The organism is Desulfitobacterium elongatum, from assembly GCF_055378975.1.
The window spans coordinates 2873461-2889545 of the sequence record NZ_AP038772.1 but is presented as its reverse complement, the minus strand read 5'-3'; the positions used below and the strand labels follow the sequence as shown (position 1 = coordinate 2889545).

Annotated in this window: 19 protein-coding genes; 14 read left to right on the top strand and 5 right to left on the bottom strand. The window is 40.2% G+C overall.

The features are described 5' to 3' along the window. Positions 1-14 precede the first annotated feature (14 nt). Both ACZ42W_RS13455 and ACZ42W_RS13450 read left to right on the top strand, forming a co-directional pair. The gene (locus tag ACZ42W_RS13455) at positions 15-875 is read left to right on the top strand and encodes a DUF459 domain-containing protein (protein ID WP_464165862.1); all 861 of its coding nucleotides are present in this window, start codon (positions 15-17) and stop codon (positions 873-875) included. Between the two features lie 121 nt (positions 876-996). Further along, a complete protein-coding gene (locus ACZ42W_RS13450) occupies positions 997-1632 on the top strand; it encodes an FMN-dependent NADH-azoreductase (RefSeq protein WP_464165861.1) in 636 nt (211 codons plus the stop codon). Positions 1633-1726: 94 nt separating this feature from the next. Here the strand turns inward: ACZ42W_RS13450 and ACZ42W_RS13445 are convergent, their stop codons facing one another. Continuing rightward, the gene (locus ACZ42W_RS13445) at positions 1727-3616 is read right to left on the bottom strand and encodes an ATP-binding protein (protein WP_464165860.1); all 1890 of its coding nucleotides are present in this window, start codon (positions 3614-3616) and stop codon (positions 1727-1729) included. Between the two features lie 378 nt (positions 3617-3994). Between ACZ42W_RS13445 and ACZ42W_RS13440 the strand changes: the two genes are divergently transcribed. From ACZ42W_RS13440 to ACZ42W_RS13430, 3 genes are all read left to right on the top strand, one after another. Beyond that, positions 3995-4561, top strand: coding sequence for a nitroreductase family protein (locus ACZ42W_RS13440; protein WP_464165859.1), 567 nt, complete (start codon positions 3995-3997; stop codon positions 4559-4561). Positions 4562-4835: 274 nt separating this feature from the next. After that, positions 4836-5582: a SanA/YdcF family protein gene (locus tag ACZ42W_RS13435; protein WP_464165858.1), complete on the top strand. Its 747-nt coding sequence runs from the start codon at positions 4836-4838 to the stop codon at positions 5580-5582. A 103-nt stretch (positions 5583-5685) separates the two neighbouring features. Next, positions 5686-6312: a DUF5052 family protein gene (locus tag ACZ42W_RS13430; RefSeq protein WP_464165857.1), complete on the top strand. Its 627-nt coding sequence runs from the start codon at positions 5686-5688 to the stop codon at positions 6310-6312. A gap of 73 nt (positions 6313-6385) precedes the next feature. On the opposite strand, the gene ACZ42W_RS13425 is transcribed toward ACZ42W_RS13430, so the two are convergent. After that, positions 6386-6472, bottom strand: a complete 87-nt coding sequence (locus ACZ42W_RS13425; RefSeq protein WP_464171001.1) for an SEC-C metal-binding domain-containing protein — start codon at positions 6470-6472, stop codon at positions 6386-6388. A gap of 121 nt (positions 6473-6593) precedes the next feature. Next, the gene (locus ACZ42W_RS13420) at positions 6594-6851 is read right to left on the bottom strand and encodes a hypothetical protein (protein ID WP_464165856.1); all 258 of its coding nucleotides are present in this window, start codon (positions 6849-6851) and stop codon (positions 6594-6596) included. A 512-nt stretch (positions 6852-7363) separates the two neighbouring features. Here ACZ42W_RS13420 and ACZ42W_RS13415 point away from each other — a divergent pair. The 4 genes from ACZ42W_RS13415 to ACZ42W_RS13400 all read left to right on the top strand — a co-directional run bounded on the left by ACZ42W_RS13415 (position 7364) and on the right by ACZ42W_RS13400 (position 8751). Next, positions 7364-7537, top strand: a complete 174-nt coding sequence (locus ACZ42W_RS13415; protein ID WP_464165855.1) for a hypothetical protein — start codon at positions 7364-7366, stop codon at positions 7535-7537. Continuing rightward, a complete protein-coding gene (locus tag ACZ42W_RS13410; protein ID WP_464165854.1) occupies positions 7528-7758 on the top strand; it encodes an HI0074 family nucleotidyltransferase substrate-binding subunit in 231 nt (76 codons plus the stop codon). Before ACZ42W_RS13415 ends, ACZ42W_RS13410 begins: the two co-directional genes overlap by 10 nt. Positions 7759-7879: 121 nt before the next feature. Then, positions 7880-8242: a nucleotidyltransferase family protein gene (locus ACZ42W_RS13405; protein WP_464165853.1), complete on the top strand. Its 363-nt coding sequence runs from the start codon at positions 7880-7882 to the stop codon at positions 8240-8242. Beyond that, complete coding sequence (locus tag ACZ42W_RS13400; RefSeq protein WP_464165852.1) at positions 8239-8751, top strand: ribonuclease toxin HepT-like protein; 513 nt, start codon at positions 8239-8241, stop codon at positions 8749-8751. Before ACZ42W_RS13405 ends, ACZ42W_RS13400 begins: the two co-directional genes overlap by 4 nt. Before the next feature lie 319 nt (positions 8752-9070). On the opposite strand, the gene ACZ42W_RS13395 is transcribed toward ACZ42W_RS13400, so the two are convergent. Further along, on the bottom strand, positions 9071-9370 hold the full coding sequence (locus tag ACZ42W_RS13395) for a hypothetical protein (RefSeq protein ID WP_464165851.1): 300 nt from the start codon (positions 9368-9370) through the stop codon (positions 9071-9073). A gap of 579 nt (positions 9371-9949) precedes the next feature. Between ACZ42W_RS13395 and ACZ42W_RS13390 the strand changes: the two genes are divergently transcribed. Further along, positions 9950-10837, top strand: coding sequence for an SPL family radical SAM protein (locus ACZ42W_RS13390; protein ID WP_464165850.1), 888 nt, complete (start codon positions 9950-9952; stop codon positions 10835-10837). A 143-nt stretch (positions 10838-10980) separates the two neighbouring features. Here ACZ42W_RS13390 and ACZ42W_RS13385 read toward each other — a convergent pair whose 3' ends face one another. After that, a complete protein-coding gene (locus ACZ42W_RS13385; protein WP_464165849.1) occupies positions 10981-12132 on the bottom strand; it encodes a C40 family peptidase in 1152 nt (383 codons plus the stop codon). A gap of 491 nt (positions 12133-12623) precedes the next feature. On the opposite strand from ACZ42W_RS13385, the gene ACZ42W_RS13380 reads away from it, so the two are divergent. The 4 genes from ACZ42W_RS13380 to ACZ42W_RS13365 all read left to right on the top strand — a co-directional run bounded on the left by ACZ42W_RS13380 (position 12624) and on the right by ACZ42W_RS13365 (position 16048). Beyond that, positions 12624-13244 carry a cobalamin B12-binding domain-containing protein gene (locus ACZ42W_RS13380; RefSeq protein ID WP_464165848.1) on the top strand — a complete coding sequence of 207 codons (621 nt, stop codon included), beginning with the start codon at positions 12624-12626 and terminating at the stop codon, positions 13242-13244. A 51-nt stretch (positions 13245-13295) separates the two neighbouring features. Then, complete coding sequence (locus ACZ42W_RS13375; protein ID WP_464165847.1) at positions 13296-14099, top strand: methyltetrahydrofolate cobalamin methyltransferase; 804 nt, start codon at positions 13296-13298, stop codon at positions 14097-14099. Positions 14100-14142: 43 nt separating this feature from the next. Further along, positions 14143-15255 (top strand): uroporphyrinogen decarboxylase family protein, encoded by a 1113-nt coding sequence (locus ACZ42W_RS13370; protein WP_464165846.1) that lies wholly within the window; start codon positions 14143-14145, stop codon positions 15253-15255. 67 nt (positions 15256-15322) lie between these two features. After that, positions 15323-16048: a GntR family transcriptional regulator gene (locus tag ACZ42W_RS13365; RefSeq protein WP_464165845.1), complete on the top strand. Its 726-nt coding sequence runs from the start codon at positions 15323-15325 to the stop codon at positions 16046-16048. The last annotated feature ends 37 nt before the right edge of the window (positions 16049-16085 follow it).

The following is a 16085-nucleotide window of genomic DNA, read 5'->3' as shown; positions in this document are numbered from 1 at the left end:
AGGAGAAAATCGCTATGTTTAAAAAGAGTATGTTGTACTCTATTCTTACGCTTGCCTGTGCAGGCATCATCGTCTTAGCGTTCGGCTTCTATCAAGCCCTTCTTACTTCGACGTTGCCGAGCTCTCTCTCACCGGTCGCTGCCGCAGTTGCGCAACCCTCACAGGAAGCCCCTGAAGCTCAGCCTTCGTCAGAAGGTCTTCTGCCTCAGCCAGCCGAGAATTCAGCTCCTTCCTCGAAGGATCCCAACTCATATAAACTGCTCTTCCTAGGAGATTCGCTTGCTAAAGGTACAGGAGATGAAACAGGCAAAGGATTTTCTGGTGATCTCTCGGAAGCTTTGAAAAACACGACCTCGAAAGAAATCGTCGTTGATAATCAAGCCGTAGATGGACTCGAAAGCGCAGGGCTTCTAGAACAGCTCCATAGCCAAAGGTTCGTGAAAAACATCGCCGACTCCGATCTGATCTTTATCTCCATCGGAGGTAATGATGTGCGCAAAATCCTTTCACTGAACACCCTTCAGAAAGAAGATGCCTTCAAAACAAGACTGGACAGTTATATGAATCGCTTAAAGCTGTCACTCCAAGAACTAAGGAAGACCAACCCCAAGGCTACGATTGTTTTTCTCGGTCTCTATAATCCTTATGAGAAAGCAGATACTCTCGATGATGTCCGGCTTTTGAATACCTGGAACTATAATTCCCAACAACTCGTGGAAGCGGATGGGAAGGCCATCTTTATTCCCACCCATGACTTGGTGAAATATAATCTCGGAAAATACATTGCCCTAGATGGTATGCATCCGAATTCGGCAGGCTACCAAGCGCTCTCGAACAGAATCAGTCAATCAGTCGCTCCTATCATCCAGAAGTAATCAATTAGGCTGTATAGTATTTGTCTTACCCGTTTATAATGGTACTAAAGCTTTAATACGAGGTTTAAGGATTCTTAGGCCTCTAGGTTGATGCATTCACCCAAAGGAGGTTTCGATTGAAATGAGCACTGTTTTGTATATCTGTGCTAACCCCAAGGCAGTGGGGGAGTCATTTAGTTTATCCGCTGGTGAAGCGTTTATGAAAACTTATATCCATAGTAATCCTCGAGATCAGATTATAAAACTCGACGTCTATAATCTTGATATTCCCTATGTCGATGCGGATGTGTTCAACGGTTGGGGGAAACTCGCACAGGGAACCGATTTAAACGCTTTAACCCCTGCAGAACAAACGAAAGTGACTCAGATCGATAAACTATGTAATCAATTTTTCGAGGCTGATAAGTATGTTTTTGTTACTCCCTTATGGAATCTCGGTATTCCGCCTAAGATGAAAGCCTACATCGATGCGATATGCATTGCAGGTAAAACCTTTAAGTATACCGAATCAGGACCTGTCGGTTTATTAAAAAACAAGAAGGCACTTCATATCCAAGCTAGAGGAGGGGTCTACTCTAAGGGACTGATGAAGGATTTTGAATTTGGAGACCGATATATGCGGACCATACTCACTTTTCTTGGTGTGACCTCAATCAAATCCTTAATCCTTGAAGGAATGGCCCAAGCACCGGATAAGGCGGAGAAGATTAAAGCGAAGGGTATTGAAGCAGCAATTCAATTAGCAAAGGTCTTTTAGGCGGCTCAATTTAATGAAACTCCCTTCAAAGGAAAAGGCTTAGGAATGCATAAGACGCTTCCTAAGCCTTTTTCAATAGTATCGATTAAGCTAATCAAAGAGGAAAATGTACCTTAAAGGAGGTACCACTCGGACTACTTTCTACGCTAACCTTAGCGTTATGTCGTTCCGCTATACTGTAACAGGTCGCTAAACCCAGTCCGGTACCGTTATCTTTAGTTGTAAAAAAGGGAGTGCCCAGTTTGTCTAAATACTCTGCAGCTATACCAGTCCCCTCATCCCGAACAGATAGAACGACTTGGTCATCTTCGACATAGGTATGAAGGGTTAAAGAACCGTGATTTTGCATGGCTTCAAGACCGTTTCTACATAAATTAAGCACGAGTTGAGATATCTCTTTCGAGTCCAAAAGGATGTCGGGGGTTTCCTGCATTGTCAATACTATTTGTTTGTCTTGAGTAAAGCTATCAGCCTCAAGAAGTGGGTATAGATTCCGTAAGATACCATTAATGTTTTGACTTCTCTTCTCAGTAGGCTTGTTCCTAACAAGTGACAGAAATTCGGAGATTATTGAATTTGCACGATCGATTTCATTGATCATAGTATCTATAGTAGAATGCTCTGATTCAAACTTCGGCTTAGCCCCCATTAGCTGGAGGTATCCTTTAACCACTGTCATTGGATTCCGGATTTCATGGCCGATACCGGCTGCCATTTGACCGATTAAATTTAGGCGGTCAAGACGCGCCATTTCTTTTTCCATTAGTTTCTTTTCCGAAATATCAAAGGAAGTTATTAAGACGCATTCCTTACCATTCAACACCATAGGATCAGAAGAAAAAAGAATTTGTTGGTTTTTTTGAGTACAATGTTCTTGATTACGAATGTAGCCTTGCTTTTTAAATAAACTAATAAATTTTCTAAAATCTTTTTTAGGTAGACCTAGTTCCAATGGTGTTTTTCCAAGTACATCTTCTCTTGAACATTCAGCGAACTCCAGAAAACGGTCATTAACATCGATAATACGAAATTCGTCAGCACCCATGATTAATATCATTAATGGACTAGAGTAGAAAATCTTAGCAAACCGTTCCTCAGAAGCTCTAAGTATGTCCGTTTCTGACCGCTTCCTTTCGGTAATGTTCCGGTAAGTAACGACTACCCCATCGCCCACTTTAAACGTTCTGTTATCGTAAGCTCCCTCGACAACCTTGTTATTCGGGTTGCTATAATAAATGGATTCACTCGAAAAGGATTCGCCAGTCTCTACTACCTGACAGTATGCATCAAAAAGCCCAGTATCAACCATATCTGTAGAAAAGGCTAATAAACTATGGCCGATAAGGTCTTCTCTAGTTTTATTACTGGTTTTACAAGCGACTTGGTTGGCATAGTCAAGAGTGAAGTCCACAATCTTGCTGTCGTCGTCCCGGACCGCTGTACAGATAATAACAGAATCCATCTGATTTTCCACAGTATTATAAAAAAGCTCTTTACTCTGCTGGAGATCGCTCATGGTTTGCTCAAACTCTTTGTTTTTCATATCGAGTTCTCTAGCTAGATGGACAAGATCAGTGATATCCTCCATAGTGGTTATGGCTCCACAGATGTTGCCCTCTTCGTCTCTCAAAGGGCTAGAACTGGATCGGGCAGTTTTTGAGACCCCATCTTCCCATACAAATTCGATTTCCAATCCAGAGACTTCCTCACCTTTCCAAGCTGCTCGTTGAGTCGGCAAATCTTTTGGCTCGAGCGGCTTACCATTAGAAAAGCAAGTCAACGGTGGGGGCTCAGGTGATGAATACGATAACTTACCCCAAGGCTCAATACGGAGGAAGTTGGCGGCTACTGGATTATGAATAATTGTTTGACAAGATACATCTGTGGCAATGGAAAACCCGCCTGGGATGATGTCTAGTAGTTTCGAATTCAGTAGAATCCGCTGTAGTTTGGGATTGGCGTTTAGAAAATCTAGACCGTGCATCGTAGTATCTTCCTCCGAGAAATAAGTATTGAATTTACAATATAGATATTTCTACAAAATTCATATAATTCCTTTTAAACTCGCCAAGATAGTCCTAGCTCAAAAATGACAAAAGCACGAATCATAAATCCTTAAAAATAAATAGTTAAACCTAGAACACAAAACGCAACTCATTACAAATGTGAGCTTCTTTCTCTTTTTCGAAGGAATTCTACATTATGGGGTGTGCGGAAATAAATAGGGGATAGCAGGGATAGGGAAAATAATGAAGAATTAAGTTAGGGCTGAAGTCGTCGAAAGATCATCAAAGTTCTGAGGCCATACTAAGAGGAAAGCTACTGAAAAGGAGATCATCATAAAGAAAGGGAAGATAATATTATGCTTAAAGATCTAGTAGTAAGAACGAGAAGTTACAGGAGATTTTTTCAAGACGTCCCTGTATCTATGGAGATATTGCGGGAGGTAATTGACCTTGCCCGACTTGCCCCCTCAGGGAGTAACCTCCAATCCTTAAGATATCTTCTTTCTAATGAAGAAGAGAAGAACCAGCGAATATTCAATACTCTTAGATGGGCGGGGTACTTAAAGGAGTGGCCAGGACCCAATGAGGGCGAACGACCAACCGCCTATATCATTATGCTCAAAGAGCAAAAGCAACCTGTATTTTGGGATCATGGTTTAGCAGCCCAGACGATACTTTTAGGTTTAACGGAAAAAGGATTCGGAGCTTGTCAGTTTAGCAATATTGATCGAGAAGTGCTGCGTGCCGAACTGCGAATTCCGGATGAATATGAAATCCTGATGGTATTAGCGATTGGAAAGCCTAAAGAGATTGTCGTATTGGATGAATTAGAGGAATCAGGAAATGTACGTTACTGGCGTGATGAACAGGGTATCCATCATGTTCCGAAGAGAAAACTCGAGGATCTTATTCTAGAGTATTAGAGGGGCGTACCCGACAACCGCTTCTTCCATATATGTGAAGGAGCGGTTGTGGTGTTTAAAGGATAAAGCTTACTCAAGTGGATAGTACCGACGATTCTAATAGTAAATGAAGACAAAGGAAATTCTATGAGAAAGCTGATTTATTAATCTTTAGGCAGTTGAAAGAAGCTTAAACTTCTTGTAGGATTAGTATGTGTAAATGGTAAAGGCTAGAATGTTAGATATACAAATAGGAACTTCCAAGTCACAGAACAGAAGGAGAATCTCAAGTCTTATGAACAACCGAAAGCAAAAATTAAAGAAAAGAGGACTTCTGAACATAAAAACCATCCTTTTATCCAGTCTTGTGATTTTTTTACTGAGTGCTTCGATGGTCTTTCTTATCGACTACCATGTTCGCTCCGTAGGGTCTGAGTACATCGTCGATCTGGAACAAGTCCCTTCGGCAGATGCGATACTTGTTTTGGGAGCCTATGTCAACCCGACAGGTCGCCCTTCAGATATTTTGACAGATCGTTTAGATACAGCGCTTGAAGTCTATGATCAGAACGAGGCAAAGTTTCTTGTCAGTGGTGACCATGGTCGGACAACCTATGATGAAGTAAATTCAATGAAGAACTATATTATGACGAAAAAAGATATCCGCGATGAAGATGTATTTATGGATCACGCAGGTTTTTCGACCTATGAAAGTCTCTACCGAGCAAAGGAAATCTTTCAAATTAAAAAGTTGGTCATTGTGACTCAGGAATATCACCTCTACCGAGCGCTCTATATAGCCCGAGCAATTGGGCTTGAGGCATATGGTGTTCCCGCAGACAAACATAATTATGTTGGAATTGAACGTTATAAACTTCGAGAAATGGCAGCTCGGAATAAAGACTATCTCTATGTGAATCTCTTAAAACCTAAGCCAACTTTCTTAGGTGAAGCAATTCCCATTACAGGAGATGGTCGCCTAACCAACGATAAAGTGACCCCGACGTTCAACCCCCTGGATTCTGAGGTCACTCCTAATTGAGAAAAATGTAGGATAGTACTGACGAAGTATAAGCTGCCTTTTATTGATGATACAGTAGGTTACAATGGGAGAAGATTTCTACTTAAAAGAGGAGGATAGGGCAATGAAAGCAGGAAAAAGATTTTCACTATTGGTAGGGTTATTAATTTTAACACTTGTAACCCTAAGCGGTTGTGCCGCCATTTCAGCATTTACGAACAAAATTCAAGGGAAACTCGTCGGGGATGACTACAAAATCTTATCCTACGATGATTTTGGGAATAACACCTTGACTGCCCAAGGAAGAAATATCAATATCGGTCTTTTCGAGAATTTCGCAAATAGAGATGCGACAAGTAATGGTTTTAAGTCTGAAGTCTTAGACATTACTGTTGAAGGCAAACAATTACTTCATGTAGGTTCAACCATGATTTTTGCTGAAAAGGGCATCGATATGATTAAAGATTATGATATGGAGTATCTTAAAAATGCATCGACCACAGGGCAGGGGACACTGGTTCCTGTAGATAGAACAATTAACTCCTATATGAATCTTGTAGGCAAGAATAAAACCATCATTGTTAAGAGTCAGATGGGCATTATTATTGGGGTCTACCAAGGGAACAAGGTTCTCGTAGAGATACCGGCTGATCTGCCTAAAATGACACGACTTATCGTCGATGGAAAGTCCTTGTATATTCATCGAGCAGATTATGATATTTTTGACTCAGGATTGTTTAAGTCAAAGTAAAAGAAAGAAGATACACCCCCAGAACCTGTTTCAGGCCTGGGGGTGTTTTATTAGCCTTAGGGAAGCTTCTTTCTCATCCTTTACCACAACACTGCTTAAACTTCTTTCCACTTCCACAAGGGCAAGGATCGTTACGACCAATTTTTTGTCGTGTTCTCATATCGACTATATTATTAGCCGTTTTAGTAGGCTGAGTAGGCTGTCCAGTCATGACTACATTTTTTCGGTGAGCTAAAGAAGGAGCTAAGGCATGAGGCTTTTCAACAGGGAGTAGGTGAACATCAAAGGGCAAAGGGGGGTATGGTAGACAAAGATTCCGTATTAACCGAAGAAAGCTCGTCTGGAGTATGACCCTTAAGAATCCATCGACGCGTATGATTTGAGAGATACACAAGCTCACGAGTCACAAGTTGCATAAACTCGAAGGCTGGAAATTCAATCCGGGTCTCTAAGAATTTAACCAGACCAGATGTACCGAGATCCTGTTGAATAATCTGCTGACATTCATAGGCAATTTCCTTTGCTTCATTTTCGGCCATTTTGTAATGATCTTGCAAAAACTGAGCAAAACGACGAAATGCTGGGTTTTCATCGTTAAAATCGGGTTCACCCGCTTTAAGGAGTTTGCTCTTGCTAAACTAAGAGAGTGGTTATAACGGGGAAATGTAAGGTTTTACGCTTTGCCAAGACATGGTAAACTAGTTTTATAAGCCTAAGAGGGGTGAGTAGTGAACAATGCGATCTCAGATCGAAACCTATCTTTCTGAAATGTCCCCAAAAACAATATCTACAGCAGACCTTCAAGAGTGGACCGTCACGCCCTAGGGAAAGCAGGCCCAGCGAGTCGCTGAAGGAATCAAAGGAATAGACCGTTATGTCCGGGTCAACTATGCAGGGAGACAAACCCATGCCATTCAGATAAAGCTACGTGACTGGGACCAAGCAGATGTAGATGAAATTGAGACTCTTAAAAAAATTGATATAGTATTTATCTATGATAGTGCTACTGATGATTTACTGAAGAATATTACAAGAGAGGGTGTAATTTTCTATGAATAGTAAGTTTGAAACGAAACTGACAAATTTCAAAGATGCATATGAAGGATTAAGCGAAGCAATTGAAGAATTTAAGCAGCCCAATGCGAGTGGTGTAATACAAGATGGAGTGATTCAAAGATTTGAATTACTTACGAACTCGCTTGGAAAACCATTAAAGTGTTCCTAGAGGATCAAGGTATTGTTGAAGTGAATTCTCCAAAAGGCGTAATTAAAGAAGCCTATGTCCAGAAACTTTTAGTTGATGAAAAAAACTGGCTTCTCATGTTAAATGACAGAAACATGACTTCACACATGTATAAGAAAGAAATGGCTAAGGAAATTGCTGAAAGAATATCTCTTTATTATATTAAAGAATTCGATATGCTTTTACAGAAACTGCAACAATAGGAGTTGAAGCTGTGGAAAAAAGGCTTAGGAGTGCATTTTGGTGGGCTCCCCTTTTGTCATCTTGATTCGGCATTGTGATGGGCGGTTATTTATGCTATTCTGATAATAGGAAAATAATGGGATGGTGAGGCTTGTGGATATTTCTCCGTATATATCTGGACACAAAGCCAATATTGAAGCCGAGGATAAACGACGAGAAAAATTTTATGATGAGGCTATGATTAAGGCCAAGCGCATTGCACAAGAGTTCATTAAGGCATATCCAGGGGTCGAAGTATGGCTTTTCGGCTCGCTTACATCCGACCTTTATGAGTTAAATTCGGATATTGACCTTGCCATAAAAGGACTACCTGAAGAGGAGTACTATAAAGCCCTTAAAATCGCTGAATTTATTGCTAAACCGATAACGGTAGATCTAGTACAGGTAGAGTTTGCATCGGAAACAATGGGTCAGAAAATCGAACGGGATGGAGTGAGGTTATGACGAGTGGGGAAAAGAAAATCATACGGTATCATAAACTGATTGGCGATTTACAGGTGGACATGGACTCTATTAAGAAACTCAGACATGAGATTGACGAAATAGCCCAAGATATTGAAAAAATTCAAGGGACAATACCTAGTCGTGATTTAATTTCTTGCGCGGCCTTTATCCACCATTTTTATACCGGTATAGAATCCATGTTTGAACGAATTGCACGGGTAATAGATGGAGGGGCATCAACGAGTGGTGACTACCATCGGGAGCTAGTGAGTTCCATGAGCTATGAAATTCCGAATATAAGACCAGCAATCATAAGTTTGGAATTGGCGGAGGAACTGGATGAATATCGAAGATTTAGGCATATGTTTCGCCATGCTTATGGTTCAGAATTGCGTTGGCGGAAAATGCGACCGTTAGTGAACGGCATCCCTGGTGTTATGGTTGGAATGGAAGAGGCCTATTCTAAGTTGGCTAAGTTTGTAGAACAATTAATTGAGGAATTATCTTAATACTAGCCATGGATTGTTATAGCAAAAAATTAGAGCAAGAAACCCCCTTTTAAGATGGGAGCTTCTTGCTCTTTTTTGAAGGATGTTAACTAAGATACAAAACTGGCTTTTCACTTCCAAAGCAGCTCTAGCTATATCGATAATGGAACCTAGTTAGGGGTTGTTTATCCTCTTCTCTCAATGACTTGAGCCCGCAGAGGTATGGTTTTAGAATACATGGACATTGAGTCATAGTACAGCTCAGCGAAATCAAGTTTTGTCCAATAGATTTTAAGAAGTAGCATATACCGATTGATTGGATTTAGGGCCCGATAAAGTTCTAGTTTTTTTGTAGGGACAAGAAATAAGAATCCCCTTTTCCATACTCCAGGCCAAAGAATTCCGCAATCAATGCAATATTGAAGAAGAGGTTGACACTTGGATAGGAGGTCATTAAGTATTTGGGGCCATCCATATCTCTAGGGGCTGAAAGCTGGGAGTTAATATTAAAACAATCCTTCTTACCTAGCTCTTCACGAGCCTTGGTTAATTTCGGCCGATTCTCTTCGAGATAAGTGCAAAAAGTATCGAAGTCCTTGAGAGTTTGAGCTATATCCTGTTCGCTTAATTTACTATTCATGGTTCACCTTCAAATCTAGTTTTAATCCTTTTATAATTATACCAAGCAGAAACACTCGGCAAGCACCGAGAATACTTATAATTAGCTGGTGGTTATCTGTAAATAAGGTTGAAGCGAAAACGAGATACTATTTTAGCAAGTTTTTTCTATCATCCTTATCTTGAATTTGATGATATTGTAATTACAAAATCTTCTGAGGGTTACCCACTTAATACTTACTCGGAAACATCTATCCTTCATCAAATAATAGAATTGTTTAATAAAGAGGGATACAAATTTATTACAGTAAATGATTTGAAGTAAAATATATCAAGCATCTTTGTTTGAGGAAGTCTAAGAGAACGTAACCGCTTCCTCCGGATTGGAAGGAGCGGTTTTGAATAGTGCGCCAGTATGAATTTCGGTTCACCTTGACCGAACGTTAATAGGACACGATGTTGTCATATATTTGTGGTAAAATAAAGTGGGTGATGCATTTGCAAATTAATTCACTTCTTGAAATAATGTAGAGCATATCATACAAAGTGATAGAGTTGGATAGTAAGTTTATAAAATTCCTTGAGGAAAAGGGCTTTTAATATGAAGTTTATACCGGCAAAAACAATTATATCTGGTTACAGTGCTAACAATTCTTGGTTTGGTAACAACTATAATATGAATATCTATAAAGGTTGCTGTCATGGCTGTATTTACTGTGACAGTCGCAGTGAATGTTATCATGTAGAGAATTTTGATGAGGTAAGGGCAAAAGAAAATGCACTTGCCTTAATTGAACGTGAGCTCAAGTCCAAACGAAAAACTGGTGTTATTGGAACAGGTGCAATGAGTGATCCCTACAATCCATTTGAGAAGGAATTTAAGCTAACCAGAGGTGCGTTGGAGCTTATTAACCGTTACCGATTCGGGATTTCTATCGACACGAAAAGCGATTTGATTTCAAGAGATATTGATATTCTAAAAGCAATTTCGCTACACTCTCCAGTGCTTATAAAGATGACAATTACAACCGCTGATGATTTTTTGTGTAAAAAGATTGAACCCAATGTGGCTATATCATCTGAGAGATTTGCCACTATAAAAAAGCTATCGGATAAAGGTGTTTTTGCAGGGATATTATTGATGCCTGTTCTTCCTTTTTTAGAAGATAACGAGGAAAACATCAGTAGCATTATTAGACTTGCCCATGAAAATGGGGCAAAATTTATTTACCCCGCTTTTGGAGTGACTTTACGACAAAATCAGAGAGAGTGGTATTATTGTAAATTAGATGAGCATTTTCCGTCCATTAAGAGAAAATATATAGAGCAATATGGAAATGCGTATGAATGCCACTCGCCAAAAGCTAAAGAGTTGTGGAGATTGTTTCAAGGTGAATGTGACAGACTGGGTATTTCTTATAAAATGAATGATATTACTAAAAACTATAAGCATGGATACGGAGATGCTCAGCTTTCATTATTTGATTGAGTTGAATGCCATCATGGGGCAGCAAGTACTTATAAGAAAACCGGAGTTTACATGACAAAAGGCTTAGGAATGCTCAAGTTGAACTGCTCCTAAGCCTTTTTGCTTTTTACACTATAAACTTTTGATGTTCGATCATAACTATTTTAATTTTGAATTACTCGTCTTGCTCCAATATATCGGGGTGACCAATAATTATTGCTAAATAAGGAGGTCACAGTTACCCCTCTGGACTCTGAATCGATCATGGTGTCCCCACCGATAAAAATTCCAACGTGAGTTGCACCGGGCCCATAGGTGCTAAAGAACACAAGATCCCCCGGTTTTAAATCTCCTTTGTCTACAGAAGTTCCCACATTAAATTGGTCCTGGGATACTCGGGGGAGATTAATTCCGAAATTCCGAAAAACATATTGGGTATAACCCGAACAATCAAAGCCCGAAGGGGTTGTACCACCCCATAAATAGCGAACCCCGATAAATCTCTCGGCATAAGCAATAAGGTCGCCTACCGTTCCAGTGAGTTTAACCGGCTGAGAAATACTTCCTCCTCCATTATCGCTGACAACAGGATTTTTCTTCGCATTTTCCGCGTCAATTTGTTCTTGGATAATTAATTGCTGAACATAATCAATGTTGGCCTGGGTCTGGTTCTTGGAATTTAGGGTTGCTCTTTGTTCCGCATTTAATTGCGAGAGTAAATCCTTTTGCTTATTAGTAGCTTGTTCTGTACTTGCTTTCGAGGTTTTAAGGCTTTCTAAGGCTGCTTGCAATTCACTACTTTTCTGTTCGCTTAAGGATTTCTTCTCGCTAATTTCTTGATTTAATTGAACAATTTCTTTTTGGGATTTGTCAAACCCTTTAACGATATAATTGATTTGTTCTACTTTTTCGAGCATATCAATAAGGCTTTTAGACTCAAATAAACTCTCTAAATAGTTCAAAGGACTACCCATGTAATTCATCCGTAAAATGAATCGTAGTTCTTGAAGGTTTTTTTCTTTTTGGTCAGCGAGTTGTTTTTGCTGATCCTTTAATTTCTTTATTTCTGCCTGGTTGTCTTTTATTGAACGTTCTTGTAAGGCAATATTTGCGTTTAAAGTCCGGGTAGACTGATTAAGCCCAGCAACCTGACCGACGAGTTCGTTTTCTTTTTGCTTCTGAGCATTTTGTTGATTCTCTAAGTCCTTATATTGGTGTTGATAATTCGAGAGATTCTGCTGTAAATCAGCTTGAGCAATTGTCGGTAGAGAAAGGACTAATATAATCGTGCTTAAGGCAATCAATTTACGCTTCAATACATTCACTCCTTCTCGTCCATTTTTACACAAATCAAATGTAAACCCCACCTCGTAAGTTATTTGATAGGAGAAAGTTCCAAAGTCAGGTCAGGTTTAGTACGAATAAGTACCAGGGTAGAAAGCCTGGCCGATAACCGGATACTTGTCTTCGAGAGTAGGAAGAAGAACTCGGGGAATTTTCGCTTAAAATTTAAGTCAAAAACCCGTAAATGTTTTTTATGGACAAAATAATAGCTTAATCATAGCATTTCTCTCTAATTTTCGTAAAGGTTAATTATTACCATTATTATACAAGGATTGTAAGTTAATCTTAGTAATAACTAACAGTTGAAAGGATTAGAGCAAGAATATAAAGAAAGCTTGTACACTTGTAGAATCCTGTCATTATAAGAAGTAAAAATTGTCTTTACAATTTAGAAAATTAGATATATTATAAAAAACAAGTATAGTTGTATATACACCTATAATAGTTAAAGGAGGTAATTGTTTTGAACGGTGAACTAGCAAAACAACTTGGAGAATTGGATGAGGATGCGGTCTTAGCAGGAGTACAAGCGTTAAAGGAGCAAGGCGTTCCCGGACTAGAGATCATTCAGGAATTACAAGAAGGAATGCAAGTAGTCGGTCAAAAATACGAAGCTAAAGAATTTTTCCTCTCTGAATTAATTATGTCTGCAGAAATCTTTAATGAAGCTATTGATTCACTAGGTGATCTGTCTGGAGCAGATACATCAAATCTCGGTAATTTCGTGTTGGGTACAATCTATGGCGATATTCACGATATCGGAAAAAATATTGTGGGTACGGTTTTAAAATGTAATGGCTTTAATGTGGTTGACCTTGGTGTAGACGTACCCACGGAGAAATTCATCGAAGCTATTAAAGAATATCAACCAAGAGTAATAGGTTTCTCCTGCCTACTTACCACTGCGTTTGACAACATAAAGACTGCCATCGAAGAGATTGATAAAGCTGGATTAAGGAAAGACCTAAAGATTCTTATTGGCGGAGGTCCTGTTGATCAAACCGTATGTGATTACGTAAAAGCGGATGCTGTCTGTAAGAGTGCCCAAGAAGCCGTGGACGTCACACAAAAATTCATTGCGTAAAAACGAAGGCATTCGGTAGAAGCGAATCGAACTAGAATAGGAGGCCCTCTAATGCTCATTGTTGGAGAATTGATCAATACTAGTCGTGCAGAAATTAAGACAGCTGTCTTAAACAGAGATGCAGATACCATTCAACGGGTGGCTAAAGCCCAAGAGGAAGCGGGGGCTAGCTACCTTGATGTAAATTGCGGAAATTTGGTGGAACAGGAACTTGAAGCGATGACCTGGCTAGTGGATACGATTCAAGAGGTATCAAACTTACCCCTTAGTATCGATAGTCCCAATGCAGCTGCTTTGGTTAAAGGGTTAAACCGGTCTAAGAATGGTCAGCCGATGATAAATTCGATTTCTGATGAAACTGAGCGTTGGAATAGCGTATTACCTTTAGTTTTGGAATACAAAGCTAAAATCATTGCCCTATGCATTGAAGAAGCCGGAATGCCAAAGGGTCTTGAGGATCGTTTAAGAATCACTGATGCGATCATTAACAAACTTACTCAGGCTGGAGTCCCCTTAGCTGATATTTATATTGATCCCTTGGTGACTCCCATAAGCACAGACCAAAAAACCGGTAAGATTTTATTAGCGGTTATTCGTAAAATTATGGAGGGATATCCAGGTGTTCACACGATCTGTGGCTTGAGCAATATTTCCTATGGATTACCTGCCCGAAAAGTCTTAAACCGTCTTTTTATGGTTCAAACCATGAGTGCAGGTATGGATGCCTATATTCTTAATCCTACGGATAAAGGAATGTTGGGATCACTGAAAGGTTCCATGGCCTTGCTTGGGTTGGATAGGCATTGTCGGGCCTACAATAACGCTTTTAGAGAAGGGCTATATGATCAAGCTTAGATTATTAGATCCGAGAACTTTGTGAAAGTTAGGAGTGAAATTAATGACAAATAGTCAGTTATATGAAGAGCGGAGAGCTAGAATAGCTAAAGCTGTGGCGCTCGAGAAAACGGATCGGACTCCTGTAGTATTAGAATTTGCAGCCTTTGCAGCCAGGGCCCAGAATATGACGGTTGCTGAATTTACGAGTCATAGCTTAACTTCTGCCGAAGCCATGATTAAGACGGTGGAAAAAGTCGGCGGAGCAGACGGCGTGGACTATGGAAGCTATTTTAAACATGGCCTCGAAATGTTATGGTTAAGCAAACAAAAACTTCCGGGGGAGGAGCTTCCGGAAAACGAATTGTGGCAGGTCGTTGAGGCAGAATTGATGAAACAAGATGACTATGACCGGATTATTGCCGAAGGTTGGCCGAATTGGCTTATGTCCTATATTCATGAACGGATCAGTCCTGACCTGTTCCCCCAAGTTATGGCTCAAGCGCAATATGCTCCCAAAGTAGCAGAGATGTGGAAAGAAGCTGGTATTCCTGCTTTGACTGGTGGTGCTCCCATTTCCATTCCGTTTGAAGCATTTTGTGGAGGCCGCTCTTTCTCCAAGTTCGTACGGGATTTGTTTAAAATACCGGATAAAGTTCAAGCGGCTATGGATGTTGTTTTACCCTACATGGCTCCCCAAAGTTTAGCAGGATCGAAACAATTAGGTGCAGGATATATTTGGCTAGGCGGCTGGCGGGCTGCCAGTGAGATGTTGTCGCAGGCGCAGTGGGATCGCTTTGTTTTCCCGTATTATGAAAAACTTACCTACGAAATCCTTGACGCAGGACTTACGCCAATATTGCATTTTGATTCGAACTGGACCCGCGATTTAGCGCGTTTCAAAGACTTCCCGAAAGGAAAGATTATCTTAGAGCTTGATGGCATGACGGATATCTTTAAGGCTAAAGAAATTTTAGGGGATACCATGTGTATTATGGGTGATGTTCCGGCATCTCTTCTTACCCTGGGCACACCAGATGCTGTGCATAAATATTGTCAAAAATTGATTGAAGAGATCGGACCCACAGGTTTCATTCTGCATCCGGGATGCGATATTCCGATTGACGCCAAATTAGAAAATGTCCAAGCGATGGTAGCTGCTGTAACCTCCAAATAATTGTTTATAAAATGGGCAAAGGCAGCTGGACTGCCTTTGCCTACATTACTAAAGGAAGAAGGCCATTATGAAGAATCGTGAATCATTTGTTCCTGCTTATTTTCAGCTTGCTGAAGACCTCAAGGAGAAAATCCTTTCGGGAGAACTAATGTCTGGTGATGCTTTGCCTTCGGAAACACAATTGGGTGAGCAATATGGTATTAGTAAAATGACTGTACGCCATGGACTAAGGCTTTTGGTAGAGGAAGGACTGATTGAATCTTTCCGAGGAAAAGGGAGTTTTGTAGCTCGCCCCAACCTGAATGAGCTTATTCTTAAACTCTCGTATCAGAGCTTAGAAAGTTCGAGTAACCACGATATCAAGTTTCTCGGTATCCATGTTGTTTCGGCAGATGAAAGTGTTGCTTCGCTTCTTCAGATCAAGCCTGGAAGTAAACTCATTCAGTTTCGCCGGCTGCTCCTTATAGACGAGGAACCTATCGCTGTGGAGAATCGCTATCTAACCTATCGAAGAGGTCAACCCCTTGTAGAGAATGAAATCAAATATGCAGATTTTCCTGAAGCGGTGGCCAATCATACAGGAATGGTATCTGAACGCAATCAAGTCACGATAACTGCTGTACCCTTATCCCTTACCGATTCCGAATTATTACAAACTATGGAAGGAATTCCTGCCTTAAAAATTGAACAACTAGTTTATGGAAGACAAAGTACTCCTTTAGGATTATCAATCATGATTTGTCATGGCGAAAAATATCATCTCGTCGCTTCAACAAAAAGTTTCTTCAGCTAAAGAGAACTTGGTTTGCGCCCGAAGGCATTGCCTTCGC

Coding starts and splice junctions, on each gene's coding strand:
- ACZ42W_RS13455 (WP_464165862.1), top strand. CDS start 15: ATGTTTAAAAAGAGTATGTTGTACTCTATTCTTACGCTTGCCTGTGCA.
- ACZ42W_RS13450 (WP_464165861.1), top strand. CDS start 997: ATGAGCACTGTTTTGTATATCTGTGCTAACCCCAAGGCAGTGGGGGAG.
- ACZ42W_RS13445 (WP_464165860.1), bottom strand. CDS start 3,616: ATGCACGGTCTAGATTTTCTAAACGCCAATCCCAAACTACAGCGGATT.
- ACZ42W_RS13440 (WP_464165859.1), top strand. CDS start 3,995: ATGCTTAAAGATCTAGTAGTAAGAACGAGAAGTTACAGGAGATTTTTT.
- ACZ42W_RS13435 (WP_464165858.1), top strand. CDS start 4,836: ATGAACAACCGAAAGCAAAAATTAAAGAAAAGAGGACTTCTGAACATA.
- ACZ42W_RS13430 (WP_464165857.1), top strand. CDS start 5,686: ATGAAAGCAGGAAAAAGATTTTCACTATTGGTAGGGTTATTAATTTTA.
- ACZ42W_RS13425 (WP_464171001.1), bottom strand. CDS start 6,472: ATGAGAACACGACAAAAAATTGGTCGTAACGATCCTTGCCCTTGTGGA.
- ACZ42W_RS13420 (WP_464165856.1), bottom strand. CDS start 6,851: ATGGCCGAAAATGAAGCAAAGGAAATTGCCTATGAATGTCAGCAGATT.
- ACZ42W_RS13415 (WP_464165855.1), top strand. CDS start 7,364: ATGAATAGTAAGTTTGAAACGAAACTGACAAATTTCAAAGATGCATAT.
- ACZ42W_RS13405 (WP_464165853.1), top strand. CDS start 7,880: ATGGTGAGGCTTGTGGATATTTCTCCGTATATATCTGGACACAAAGCC.
- ACZ42W_RS13400 (WP_464165852.1), top strand. CDS start 8,239: ATGACGAGTGGGGAAAAGAAAATCATACGGTATCATAAACTGATTGGC.
- ACZ42W_RS13395 (WP_464165851.1), bottom strand. CDS start 9,370: ATGAATAGTAAATTAAGCGAACAGGATATAGCTCAAACTCTCAAGGAC.
- ACZ42W_RS13390 (WP_464165850.1), top strand. CDS start 9,950: ATGAAGTTTATACCGGCAAAAACAATTATATCTGGTTACAGTGCTAAC.
- ACZ42W_RS13375 (WP_464165847.1), top strand. CDS start 13,296: ATGCTCATTGTTGGAGAATTGATCAATACTAGTCGTGCAGAAATTAAG.
- ACZ42W_RS13370 (WP_464165846.1), top strand. CDS start 14,143: ATGACAAATAGTCAGTTATATGAAGAGCGGAGAGCTAGAATAGCTAAA.
- ACZ42W_RS13365 (WP_464165845.1), top strand. CDS start 15,323: ATGAAGAATCGTGAATCATTTGTTCCTGCTTATTTTCAGCTTGCTGAA.